The organism is Actinokineospora fastidiosa, assembly GCF_014648415.1.
GTDB lineage: Bacteria > Actinomycetota > Actinomycetes > Mycobacteriales > Pseudonocardiaceae > Actinokineospora > Actinokineospora fastidiosa.
Window position 1 is genome coordinate 578347 of the sequence record NZ_BMRB01000002.1, and the last position, 12033, is coordinate 590379.

The 12033-nt window shown below is 73.3% G+C and carries 10 protein-coding genes; 5 read left to right on the plus strand and 5 right to left on the minus strand.

Annotated elements, in window-relative coordinates; translation table 11 throughout:
* The first annotated feature begins 40 nt into the window (after positions 1-40).
* The 3 genes from ligA (at position 41) to IEY98_RS12575 (ending at position 3852) form a co-directional block, all read left to right on the plus strand.
* On the plus strand, positions 41-2029 hold the full coding sequence (gene ligA, locus IEY98_RS12565; protein WP_189210603.1) for an NAD-dependent DNA ligase LigA: 1989 nt from the start codon (positions 41-43) through the stop codon (positions 2027-2029).
* Between the two features lie 83 nt (positions 2030-2112).
* A complete protein-coding gene (locus IEY98_RS12570) occupies positions 2113-3090 on the plus strand; it encodes a zinc-binding dehydrogenase (protein WP_189210604.1) in 978 nt (325 codons plus the stop codon).
* A 420-nt stretch (positions 3091-3510) separates the two neighbouring features.
* Positions 3511-3852, plus strand: a complete 342-nt coding sequence (locus IEY98_RS12575; protein WP_189210605.1) for a hypothetical protein — start codon at positions 3511-3513, stop codon at positions 3850-3852.
* On the opposite strand, the gene IEY98_RS12580 is transcribed toward IEY98_RS12575, so the two are convergent.
* The 4 genes from IEY98_RS12580 to amcB form a co-directional block, all read right to left on the minus strand.
* The gene (locus tag IEY98_RS12580; RefSeq protein WP_229786861.1) at positions 3853-7251 is read right to left on the minus strand and encodes a phosphodiester glycosidase family protein; all 3399 of its coding nucleotides are present in this window, start codon (positions 7249-7251) and stop codon (positions 3853-3855) included.
* 175 nt (positions 7252-7426) lie between these two features.
* Positions 7427-7717, minus strand: coding sequence for a tail fiber domain-containing protein (locus IEY98_RS12585; protein ID WP_229786862.1), 291 nt, complete (start codon positions 7715-7717; stop codon positions 7427-7429).
* Entirely contained in the window at positions 7714-7917 is a 204-nt protein-coding gene (locus IEY98_RS12590) for a hypothetical protein (protein ID WP_189210606.1), read from the minus strand. Before IEY98_RS12590 ends, IEY98_RS12585 begins: the two co-directional genes overlap by 4 nt.
* Positions 7901-9028: a cyclophane-forming radical SAM peptide maturase AmcB gene (gene amcB / locus IEY98_RS12595; protein ID WP_229786863.1), complete on the minus strand. Its 1128-nt coding sequence runs from the start codon at positions 9026-9028 to the stop codon at positions 7901-7903. Before amcB ends, IEY98_RS12590 begins: the two co-directional genes overlap by 17 nt.
* Positions 9029-9304: 276 nt before the next feature.
* Here amcB and xynA point away from each other — a divergent pair, with 276 nt between their 5' ends.
* On the plus strand, positions 9305-10291 hold the full coding sequence (gene xynA / locus IEY98_RS12600; RefSeq protein ID WP_189210607.1) for an endo-1,4-beta-xylanase XynA: 987 nt from the start codon (positions 9305-9307) through the stop codon (positions 10289-10291).
* A 51-nt stretch (positions 10292-10342) separates the two neighbouring features.
* Here the strand turns inward: xynA and IEY98_RS12605 are convergent, their stop codons facing one another.
* Positions 10343-11080 (minus strand): maleylpyruvate isomerase family mycothiol-dependent enzyme, encoded by a 738-nt coding sequence (locus IEY98_RS12605; protein WP_189210608.1) that lies wholly within the window; start codon positions 11078-11080, stop codon positions 10343-10345.
* 44 nt (positions 11081-11124) lie between these two features.
* On the opposite strand from IEY98_RS12605, the gene IEY98_RS12610 reads away from it, so the two are divergent.
* On the plus strand, positions 11125-12030 hold the full coding sequence (locus tag IEY98_RS12610) for a helix-turn-helix domain-containing protein (RefSeq protein ID WP_189210609.1): 906 nt from the start codon (positions 11125-11127) through the stop codon (positions 12028-12030).
* The last annotated feature ends 3 nt before the right edge of the window (positions 12031-12033 follow it).

Here is a 12033-nt window from a genome sequence, read left to right on the forward strand (position 1 = left end):
TGCCGAGGGGATGTCGGTTGCCGCCGGTAGGTTCTGCTCCGTGGACGCACGGGAACGGATTCAGGAGCTGGCCGATCGGGTCGTGGTTCTGCGCGACGCGTACTACCGGGGATCGCCGCTGGTCGCCGACGCCGAGTACGACGCGATCGAGGACGAGCTGCGCGCGCTGATCGCGGCGCACCCGGAGTCCGCGCCGGTGCCGAACCCGCTGGAGCAGGTCGGGGCGCCGAGCGTGCTGCACGCGCCCGTCCGGCACTCGCGGCCGATGCTCTCGCTGGAGAAGGCGACCAAGCCCGAGCAGGTCGAGGCGTTCTTCGACCGGTTCCCCGGGCAGCCCGTCGTGGTCATGCCGAAGCTCGACGGCCTCTCGCTCGCGCTGGTCTACGAGTCGGGCAGGCTGCGGCAGGCCATCACCCGCGGTGACGGGACCACCGGCGACGACGTCACCGAGCTGGTCCGCGCGCTGGTCGACGGCCTCCCCGACCGGATCGCGCCGCAGGGCCGCGTCGAGGTGCGCGGCGAGGCGATGATGCTGCGCTCGACCTTCGCCGCCTACAACGCAGCCCACCCGGACAAGCCGCTGATCAACCCGCGCAACGCCGCCGCGGGCACGCTGCGCGCCAAGGACCCGGAGACCGTCGCCGAGCGCAGGCTGCAGTTCCTCGCCTTCGAGCTGGCCACGGAGGACGCCGCCGAGGTCGACCTGGAGGCCGGGCTGCTGTCCCTCGGCTTCACCGTCGCCGACATGCGCCACTGCGCCGACGCCGCCGCGGCGCTGGCGGTGATCGCCGAGATCGAGGCGCGCCGCCACGACCTGGACTACGACCTCGACGGCGCCGTGCTGCGCCTGGCCGACCGGGGCGCCTACGCCGCCGCGGGCACCAGGTCGAACTCCCCGCGCGGCGCGCTGGCCTACAAGTTCGCCGCCGAGGAGAAGACGACCGTGCTGCTCGACGTCGTGTGGGACGTCGGCAAGACCGGCAAGATCGCCCCGGTCGCGTGGCTGGAGCCGGTGTTCGTCGGCGGCACGACGGTCACCCGCGCGACGCTGGCCAACCAGGAGGTGATCCGCGCCCGCGGCATCCGCATCGGCGACACCGTGCTGGTCCGGCGCGCGGGCGACGTCATCCCGTTCGTCGCGGGCGTGCTCGACGAGTCCCAGCGCACGGGGGCCGAGCGGGAGATCGTGCCGCCGTCGGTGTGCCCGTCGTGCGAGCAGGCGCTCACCGAGCAGGGCAACAGCCGGGAACTGTTCTGCACCAACGTCGCCTGCCCGGCGCAGACCGTGCGCAGGCTCATCCACTGGGCCTCGCGCGCGGCGGCCGACATCGAGGCCGTCGGCGGCGTGTGGATCGAACGGCTCGCCGAGGCGGGACTGCTAGAACACCCCTCCGACTTCTACCGGCTGACCACCGAGCAGCTGCTGGAGTTCGACCGCATCGGCGAGGTCTCGGCCACCCGCATGATCGACTCGATCGACGCCAGCCGAGGCGTCGGGCTGCGCAGGGCGCTCATCGGGCTCGCCATCCCGATGGCGTCGGAGGGCACCGCCGCGCGCCTGTGCCGGGCGGGCTTCGGCTCGCTGGAGGAGGTCGCCGACGCTGGCGAGGAGCGCCTGGTCGCCGTCGAGGACATCGGGCCCAAGGTCGCCGCGTCGCTGACCGAGCACCTGGCCCGCCTGCGCCCGGAGATCGACCGGCTGCGCGCGCTGGGCGTCTCCCTCGACGTCCGCGAGGAGGACCTGCCGCCGGTCGTCGCCACCGACGCCCCGCTCAAGGGCAAGACCGTGGTCGTCACCGGCTCCATCAGCGACCCGCGCACCGGGGAGAAGATCCCCCGCCCCACCTTCCAGCGCCTCTGCGAGCGGGCGGGCGCCACCACCGCAGGCTCCGTGTCGGCCAGCACCGACCTGCTGATCACCGGAGCCGACGTCGGCGCGGCCAAGCTCACCAAGGCCGAGAAGCACGGCGTGCAAGTGGTCGACCAGGGCGAGATCTGGCAGCAGCTGATCGCCGCGGGCCTGGCGTGAGGCGTGGATCACCGGCGCTTGACCTCCAGTTAACCTGACATCGGACTCTTGGCCTCGACGGAACGGATTCTGTGGAGGTCGTGATGTTGGCTGTGCGCGCGGTGGCGTTCGGGGGACCGGAGGTCCTGGTGCCCGGCGAGGCGCCGGTCCCGGTCCCGGGGGCGGGTCAGGTGGTGGTGGCCGTGTCCGATGTGGACGTGTTGTTCCTGGACACCCAGATCCGCGGCGGGTGGGGTGAGCAGTTCGGGCTGACGCCGCCGTTCGTGCCCGGGGGCGCGGTCGCCGGGCACGTCGCCGCCGTCGGCCCGGGGGTGGACCCGGCGTGGGCGGGGCGGGCGGTCGCGGCCAGGACCGTCCACTTCGGCGGGTACGCCGAGCACGCGCTAGTGGCCGAGCAAGCGCTGGTCGCCGTGCCGGACGGGGTGGGGCTGGCGGAGGCCGCCGCGCTCCAGCACGACGGCCCCACCGCGGTGGGCCTGTTCGACGGCGCTGAGATCCAGCCCGGCGAATGGGTGCTGATCACCGGCGCGGCAGGCGGCATGGGCGTCCTCCTCGTCCAACTGGCCCGATCGGCAGGCGCCCGCGTCATCGCCGCGGCGCGCGGAGCCCGCAAGCTGAAGGAGGTCGAGAACCTGGGCGCCGAGGTCGTGGTCGACTACTCGACGAACTGGCTCGACCGACTCCACGAGGCGACCGACGGCACCGGCCCGCAGGTGGTGTTCGACGGCGTCGGCGGCGACCTCGGCGCAGCCGCCTTCACCGCGACCGCTCGGGGCGGCCGCTTCTCCGCCCACGGAGCCGCCAGCGGCGGCTTCGCCCCCATCGACCCCCGGGAGGCGGAACGCCGCGGGATACGGGTGCGCGGCATCGAGCAGGCCCAGTTCACCACCGAGGAGGCGAAGCGCCTGACCGAACGAGCCCTCAGCGATGCCGCCGCAGGCCGCATCAGGCCCTTGATCGGCCAGACCTTCCCCCTCACCGCCGCAGCCGACGCCCACGCCGCCATTGAGGCACGGCAGACCCTCGGCAAGACCCTCCTGCAGGTAAGCCCGACGCGCTAGCCCACCGGAGAGCCGGTTCGACTCGCGGGACATCGGATCGGCGGATCGACCACTTCCCGGCAGCCGAGGAACGTCGCCAACTCCATCCCGAACCCGACTACCCGGCTGAGAACACCCTCGGTTTCATCGCCCAGTCCACCGGGGAATTCCACTGCCCGCCGACGAAGGAAGGTCGCTGGTCCCATCCCGGCCCCACCAGGCCGACTGACCACTTCCCAACCCCAACCCGCTCCCAGCGACCGAGGACCGTCACCGGCTCTGTCTCCAACCGGGCGGCAAGCCCCCGGGGCAGCCGAGGTTCATCCTTGGCTTCACCCCGGCCGCGGAGTGGTGACGGCCCATCCGGTCCCCCAGCCCGGGCGGCCGGGGCATCCGTCGGGGGCGTTGTGATTGGCGGGACTGGGCTGCGGGCAGTCCCGGATGGTGAAGACCATCGGGGTGGGTGTCCTGGCCGCCGTGGCGGCGGGGGTGGGGTTCTACGCCGCGTTCGCGACCACCGTGTGGGTCGGGGGGCTCGACGCCGCCGATGTGGTGCCGCCTGCCAGTCTCGCCGCTGCGGGGCTGGGGGCGGGGGTGGTCGCCGCGCTGGCGTGGCCTCGGGGCGTCCCCGGAACGGTGGGGCTCGTCGTCGGGCCTGCCGGTGTCGGGGCGGTCCTGGGGGTCGTCATCGATGTGATGAGGTCGGGGCTTGTCTGGGGGGCGGTCGGCGGGGCGGTCATCGTTGTCGGGACTGTGGCGGCGGCTCGGATGACCGCCCGGTGATCACGCCGCCATGCGCTGGGCTATCTGGATCGTCGTCTGCTGGGTCACGCCGTTGACCGTCACCGCGATCACGACCGTCGACGGGCGGAGGCCGGTGACGGTGCCCGTGGTCGGGTCGAGGTGGGCGGTGTGCCAGGGGCGGAGGTCGCGGCGGTGGCCGATGTGCAGGTTCGGGGACCCCGACCAGTCATGCGCCACCGGGTACGCCACCGGAACACTGCGGGAGCCCTGGACGACCACCCCATCGACCGGTGCTGACTGCCCCTCCCCCACCACACTCGGCGCGCGCAGGGTCAGCGAGTCGACGTGCGGCCGCATCTCCGCCAGCAGCCACGGCGGACGGGGCCGGTGCGGCCACGCCCGGTCGGGGGCCGCCGGGTCGACGCCGACAAGGGTCCAGCCGGTGAAGCCGCCAGCGCCCGCGTCCCCGGACGGCGCCTTGCCGCTGTTTCCGTTGATCAGGTACGGCACCCCGTCGACCCGGGAGGCGTGGAAGACGCCGACGTGCGCGCCGATGAAGGCCGCGCCCTTGCCCGTGTCGCGGCGGAAGTCGGCGAGCCAGCGTTCGACCATGGCGGCCTCGCGGCGGTCGGACAGCTGGCTGCCCTTGGTCGGCGTCGGGTCCCGGGGCGGGTGGTGGTGCAGGACGACCACCGAGTGGACCGGGTCGGCGGCCGCGCGGTCCAGCGCCTGCCGCAGCAGGACGGCCTGGTCGAAGCCGCCGCCGCGGAGCGTGCCGGTCGAGGAGTCCAGCAGGACGAACCGGGTCCCCTTGTGGTCGAACGCCCGGTGGGTCGCGCCGAACTCGCGGGCGAAGTTGTCGATCGTGCCCGGGCCCATGATCTCGTGGTTGCCCGGCACGTAGTACCAGGGCAGCTCGTCGCCGAGTTCCTCGGTGAGGACGCGGCGGGCGAGCGCGAGGTCGGCGGGCGCGGCCTCGTCGACGAAGTCGCCGTTGACGACCAGGAAGTCCGGCCGCTGGGCCTTGATCTCGCGCAGCGTGCGCCGGGCGGCGCGGACGAGGTCGCTGTCGGGGTTCCGGGCGACGAACTGCGCGTCGGACATGACCGCGAACCGCCACTGCTTCCCCGCGACCGTGCCGTCCTGGACGACCACGGTGTCGGTGACCGCCGGGTCCTCGGGGATCGCGACCGGCGGCGGCACCTTCGCCACGAAGTCGTCGATCAGCACCTCGCCCGTGTACTGCCGGTCCGCCTTGGTCTCGATCGTGTAGAACCTGTTCACCTTCAGCGGAAACGCCATGCCCGCAGGCACGGGAATCTCCATGTACTTCCATCCCGTCCACGTGATGTACGGGCCGTACAGCGAGCGGGTAGCGCCTTGGCCGTCGGTGACGGTGAACGCCGTCCACTCCCCCTTGCCGTGCCCGTACACCCACGCGCCCAGGGCGAGCGGCTGGCCCACGATCGTGATCGGCCGCGGCGCGATGGCGTACGCGGTGCGGGTCCCGGTGGACTTGGTGAAGTCGTAGGTCAGCCGCAGACCGGGACCGGTCCGCCCGTCGGCGGGCGCCACCGAGCCGGTGCCGCGGGCCGAGCCGAACGTCCACGACGCGGCGTCGTCGAACGCGGCGAAGGTCTGCGCCCGCAGGCCGACGGTCACCGCGACCCGGGTCACCCGCTCGCCGACCCGAACGGTGATCACGCCCGAGCCTTCCGCGCCCACGGCCCTGACCCGCAGGCCGCCGTCGGCCACCGGGGTCACCTCCAGCAGCCCCCTGTCGTAGTCCAGCTCCACATCGGACGGTTCGATCGGCGCGGTCGAGCCGGTGTCGTCGTAGCCGACCACACCGAACGTCGCCGTGTCGTCCTGGCCGACCAGGCTCAGCCGGGTCGCGGTCGGGGTGACGCGGGTGAGCGGGCCGAGCACGGTCAGGGCGATCCGGCCGGTCACCCCGCCCCGGCGGACGGTCACCTCGGCCGTCCCGGTGCGCTGCGCGTGGAAGACGCCGTCGGCGTCGACCCGGCCGTGCGGGCCGCGCACGTGCCACGACCTCGGCCCGGGCCGCGCGGGGCCGTACGTCTCGTCGTACCCGTTGGCGAGGAGTTTTCGGGTCAGGCCGGGGAACACCCGATCCGGGTGGCCACCGGGCACGGTGTCGGCGCCCGGCGCCCTGGCGGGCTCGATCGCCGTGCGCACCCAGAACCCGGTCAGCTCGCCGCTGCCCGCGGGCGCGAACAGCGCCAGGCCGTTCGGCACCAGGCGTTCCGCGCCGTCGGACGGCCGGTTCTCCACCCGGACCCCCTCGGCGCCGGGCTCCCGGGCGACCATCGTCGACGAGCCGCCGCCGTCGAGGTTGAGGGCGTTGTGCGCGCCCATCTCCTTCAGCATCGACGCGACATCACGCAGGTTGAGGCCGAGCATGTACGGGCCCTGCCTGCCGTCCACGGTCAGCAGGAACATCTTGGTTCCGTCGTGGGAGAACCCGACGGCGGTCCGCGGGTGCAGCGGGTCCGGCGGGGCCACGATCTCCCCGTCCCTGATCAGCAGCTGGTTGCCGCCGATGGCGGTGCGCGGCACGCTCCCGTCGCTCGTGCGCGAGGTGTACGACACCCGCGCGCGGTCACCGACGACCAGGGCCGCCAGCGTGTCCGCGCCCGCGTCCCGCCCGAGCAGGACGTACCCGTCCGCCGGAATCGGGTCCGCTCCCGCGCCCGCGCGGACCTCGGCCACGACGTCGCCGCGCACCACCACCTCGGTGACCCGCGCCGCGCCGCGGACGGCCCTCGCCCGCGAGTACTCCCCCCACATCGGGTTGAACACGCCGATGCCGTTCACGTCGATGTGCGAGGCGTTGAGCTGGGTGAGCGGGATCGTGCCGTCGCCGGTGGCCACCGCGCCCTCGAAGAAGACCTCCATGACCCGGCCGATCCCGGCCGCGTCCACGCCGACCGCGCGGTGGTGGCCCCGGTTCGGGGACTTGACCAGCTCGCCGTCGCGGATGCCCACGCCCTCGGGGGCGTTGGAGTTGTTGATGTCGAAGAAGTCGCCGTTGACCGCGGCCACCGCACGGCCCGCGTCGGCCTGGGCGGACAGCGGCGCGGCGGCGGAGACCCGGCCGGGGTCGAGGTAGCCGACGGTAGTGCCCGCCGTCAGGTCGGCGGTGAGCACGTCCCCGCGCACCCACCCGCCCGCGTCGCCGGGCTCGTACCAGTCGAAGGAGTCCAGCGTGACCCCGGGCGCGACCGGGCGTGACGTGCGGGCGGTCTCGATCCGCCGCCCCGGGTCGACCGCCGCGGTGGACGCGGCCGCGACCCCCGGCAGGTCGTGCACCACCGGCGGCGCGGGCCGCGCCTCCGCGACGGCGGCGGGCGCGGGCACCCACCCGGCCAGCGCGACCACCAGACCGACCGACCACCCACGGGCACGTAACGGCACGGCGACTCCCCACGACGTCCATATCCAACGGACTGTGACGCTATCGGGTGAGCGAGTTGCGAAGACACCGCTGACAGGTGCACATCGGCCGACGTCGGCGTGAACCGCGGCGGCCGGAACGCCGCGTGGCGCCGACCCCCGGATCGGGATCGGCGCCACGCGGGTTCACCCGGGGTTACGGGTTGTCGAGCTGCCGCTGGAGCTCATCGACGCGTTTGCCCAGCGCCTGCACGGCGGTGAGGAGCACGCCGATGGCGTCGACCAGCGGGATGGTGCGCCCGTCGGCGCTGAGGCCGAACACCTGCTGCCAGTCCTGCGCCATGGGACCGAGGTGCCGGACGTCCTCGGCCTCCCACTGGTAGCGCCAGGTGCTTATCGGCAGGTCGGCGAGCTTGTCCAGGATCTGGTGGCCGTTGACCGGTTCGGGCGCGACCACGTCGGGGTCGGCCGTGGCGTCGATGGTCACCGGGTCCAGACCACCTCGACCACGTCGCGCTTGATCGTGCGGTCGCTGAGGCCGCCGAGGATGCTGTTGAGGACGCCGCCCAGGCTGCCGATGGCGAGGCTGGCGGTGTCCTGGCACTCGGCCGCCCGGGCCGTGGGGGCCGCGAGGCGCTCGGCGTTGGCGTGGATGCGCTGGCGCAGAGCGTCAACTGTGTTCTGCATGGCTGAGGATCCCTTCCATCAGGTTGATCTTGCTGGTCCGGCAGTAGGTGGTCTCGGTGCTGTCGAACCTGCCGGTCTCGAAATACTTGTTGGCCACCTGCCCGCCGCGGCAGTACGCGTAGTACGCGCAGGAGTCCCGGCACGCGCTCGCGCCCGCGATGGCCTCGGCGACCCACGGGACGCGCGGGGCCTGGGCCACCAGCTCGGTCAGCTGGGTGCGCAGGACGTTGCCGGTGGCGAAGGCGCCGTGCCGGGGGTGGGTGAACCCGGCCAGCTCGGGGCCGATCGGCACGACGTCGCCGTCCCAGGTCACCATCGGATACGACGGCAGGGGCCGGTTCGCGCGCGCGTCGGCCACGCCCGCCAGCTCGGCCCGGAGGTAGCTGTAGGCCTGGTCGAGTTCGCGGACCCGGATATGCGGATCGGCCTGCCAGCAGGTGGCCAGCTCCCGCCAGAACGCGGTCACCTCGGCGCTGGCCCCCTGCCCGGGGACGTCATTGACGCCCTTCTGCTCGGCCAGGTTGACGCCCAGGCCCACGCAGCCCAGCTCGCAGGCGAACCGGTACAGCTCCCGGGCAGCCGCGGGGGTCGCCTCGGCGACGACGGCGATCAGGCCGAAGGGGATCCGGTGCTCGCGCAACCGGTCCACGCCGCGCAGCGTGCGGTCGGTGCTGGCCTGCCCGGCCCAGTCGGCCCTGGCGGCGTTGGCCTCCCCGACGCCGTCGATGCTGACGGTGACCGCGACCGGCCACGAGGCGAACAGCTCGCACCACTGGTCGTCGATCAGCGTGCCGTTGGTCTGCACGGAGTGCGTGACCGGGTGCTCGTCGCCGGGCGCGAACCGCTCCAGCAGCCCGCGGAAGTACGGCGCGCCCACGGCCAGCGGCTCGCCGCCGTGCCACACCACCGACACCGGGTGGAAGCGGGACCACGTGCGCACGCTCGCGGCGACCGAGTCCGCCACCGCCGTCGACATCCGCCGCGCCACCGCCCGCTCGGGGAGGTAGCAGTAGGAGCAGTCCAGATTGCACAAGGTCGTGGGCTGCATCAGCACCACCGCCGCCGAGGTCGTCAGCCGCACCGGCGGGACGTCACGCTCCGAAGTCGACAAACCCGAACCCTCCACCCGCGGACAACGTCGTGGCCATCATCGGCCCGCGCCCGGCATCCCCCCGCCGGTTCACACCATCGTGGGCGCGTCCGACCGAGCCGCGCGGACGAATGCGAAAAATTTCGGCGCGCGCGGGCCTTTTATCGAAAGAACGCATTCACGCCACGTTTTCCGAAACATAACCGAAATCATTGACCGCACAACGCCGCCACTCCGATACTGACGGGCAAAGGAATGGCGCCCGTTCCACGGCCTCAACGGGGAGGAAACACCGACATGAATGACGCCACCGCCGTCCCGACCGGCCGCAGACGCGGCGGGCTACGGCGGCTGATCGGCCGGGCTGGCGCGGTCGCGCTGGTCGCGGCCGCCACGCTCGCGCCAGGGGTGGCCGAGGCGGCCATCACGACAAATCAAACCGGCACCAACAACGGCTACTTCTACTCCTTCTGGACAGACAGCCAGGGCACCGTTTCCATGGAACTGGGCTCGGGCGGCAATTACAGCACCTCGTGGCGCAACACGGGGAACTTCGTCGCGGGCAAGGGGTGGGCCACCGGCGGGCGCAGGTCCGTCAGCTATTCGGGCTCGTTCAACCCGTCCGGCAACGCGTATTTGACGCTGTACGGATGGACGAGAAACCCGCTCGTCGAGTACTACATCGTCGACAACTGGGGCACCTACCGGCCCACCGGCACGTACAAGGGCACCGTCACCACCGACGGCGGCACGTACGACATCTACCAGACCACCCGCTACAACGCCCCGTCCATCGAGGGCACCCGGACGTTCAACCAGTACTGGAGCGTGCGCCAGTCGAAGCGGACCGGCGGCACCATCACCTCCGGCAACCACTTCGACGCCTGGGCGCGCCACGGCATGAACCTGGGCAGCCACGACTACATGATCATGGCGACCGAGGGCTACCAGAGCAGCGGCAACTCCAACATCACCGTCGGCGGCACCGGCGGGGGTGGGGGCGGAGGCGGCGGTGGGGGCAGCTGCACCGCGACGCTGTCCGCTGGCGAGCAGTGGAGCGACCGCTACAACCTCAACGTCTCGGTGTCCGGCGCCACCAACTGGACGGTCACGATGAACGTCCCGTCGCCCGCCAAGGTCATCGCGACGTGGAACATCAGCGCCAGCTACCCGACGGCCCAGCAGCTAGTCGCCCGGCCGAACGGCAGCGGCAACAACTGGGGGGCCACCATCCAGCACAACGGCAACAGAACCTGGCCGACGGTCTCCTGCAGCGCAGGCTAGCGTCGCCCCGGAACAGCGCCGCACCGCCGTCCTGGCGGTGCGGCGCTGTCCTCATGCCGCCGTGTGGGCCAGCCAGTGGTCGGCCAGGGCGCGGTCGCCGGTGATCGTGATCCGGGAGGCGGGCAGCCGCCGGGTGAAGACCAGGAGCAGGTCGGCGATGGGCGCGGCCATGGTCACGTCCGCGGGGCCGGTGGTCCTGTCCCACTCCACGCCGTCGGGCGTGCGGGTGATCAGCCAGCCGGGGCCGGCGTCGGGGCTGAGCTGCAGGGTCTGCCCGGCGCCGCGCAGCGCGGCGAACTCCGGCTTGATGCTGGGGGTGACCGGGTTGGACAGCAGCTCGAGCCACTCGGTGACGGCGTCGGCGGCGATGTCGGGCTCCACGGCGAACGGCGCGCCCGTGGCCAGCGCCGCGTCGGCGTGGTGGATCGTGGTGTCGTGCAGCATGCGGCGCAGCCAGAACCGGGCGGGGCGCTCCCCGAAGAACGTCCACACCGGACTGTCGCCCGCCGCGGCGACGGCGTCGGCGAGTGCGGTGGCGCCGTCGCGCAGCCAGGCGGACCACTCCCCCGGCGGACCGGGGTCGGCGTCGACCGGGTCGGGGACCGGGGACGGCCCGGACCCGACGATGCCCGCCGCCCAGCGGTGCGCCTGGCCGATGTGGCCGACCAGCACCCGCAGCGGCCACTCCGGGCAGGTGGGCACCCGGGCCTGCGGGTCGGCGCCCGCCACGGCGGCGGCGAACGCGGCGGTGTGGTGGTGCAGTCCCTGAGCGAGTCGCGCGTTGTCCATGGACCTACCGTAGGAACTCCACTCGGCTGGAGGTTCAACCGACGGTGACCGGAGACACACTCGGGATCGGCGACCTGGCGCGGCGCACCGGCGTGCCCGTGCGCACGATCCGCTTCTACTGCGACGAGGGGCTGCTGGAGCCCGCGCGCAGCGTCGGCGGGCACCGCCGGTTCGGCGCGGACGCGGTCGAGCGGCTGAGCCTGGTCCGGCGGCTGCGCGGGCTCGGGCTGGGCCTGCGGTCGATCACCGACCTGCTCGCGGGCCAGCGCTCCCTCGCCGAGGCCGTCGCCGCCGAGCGCTCCGCCCTCGACCGCGAGCTGTCGGCCCTCGCCTGGCGGCGCTCGGCGCTGCGGGCGGTGGAGGAGGCGTCCCCCGCCGAGCGCCCCGCGCGACTCGAACTGCTGTCCGCCGTGCAGGACGGGCACGACGCGCACGAGGTCCTGGTCCGCCTCTGGCAGCCGATGACCACCGGCCCGATCCCGCCGGACACGGCGCGCATGTTCCTCGACGTCAGCGCGCCGCGCCCGCCCGAGCTGCCGACCCCGACGCAGGTCGTCGCCTACGCCGAACTGGTGCTGCTCGCCGCCGACCGGACGCTCGCCGCCCGCCTGCGGGCCAGCACGCTCGTCGACCACGACCGGATCGCCGACCTCGCCGCCCTCCACGCCGCCGTCGCCGAGGCGTGCGAGCTGGCGTTCCCCCAGGTGGCGGCAGGCGCCCGACCACAGCCCGGTCCGGCACTCGACCGGTTCGTCACCGCCCACGCCAGCGCCCTCGGCGCCAGCGACAGCCCGGACTTCCGGCGCGCGCTGAACCGCCGCACCGCAGCCGACCGCCACCCCCGGCTCCGCCGCTACTGGCACCTCGCGGGCCAGATCACCGCGGAGCCCGCCCCGCTCGGCGTCACCCACACCTGGCTCCTCGACGCCCTGGACGACTCGGTCGCCTGAGCA